Here is a 266-nt window from a genome sequence, read left to right as displayed (position 1 = left end):
TTGATAATGAAATTTGTATATTCTTGATAAGAGAAACTGAAGTATAATATGAAGCTCATGGCGCACTGCTTTTGCCAAAAAAACAAACCTTGTTATACTTCTTTTTTTGTCTAATCATCAAGTGCACATAAAATTCCTCACCCCATCGATAATACATTCATATGTATAACCTCGGAATCATTTTCAATAAAAGGCACCACTTGTATTAAAAAAACCTTCTAACAAGGTTGCTTTGATAACCTTTCCAGTTCTATCACTTCTTCAAA

The sequence above is a fragment of the Bartonella sp. AA2SXKL genome, assembly GCF_042197205.1.
Classification (GTDB): domain Bacteria; phylum Pseudomonadota; class Alphaproteobacteria; order Rhizobiales; family Rhizobiaceae; genus Bartonella.
Note: the sequence above shows the minus strand (reverse complement) of the source record.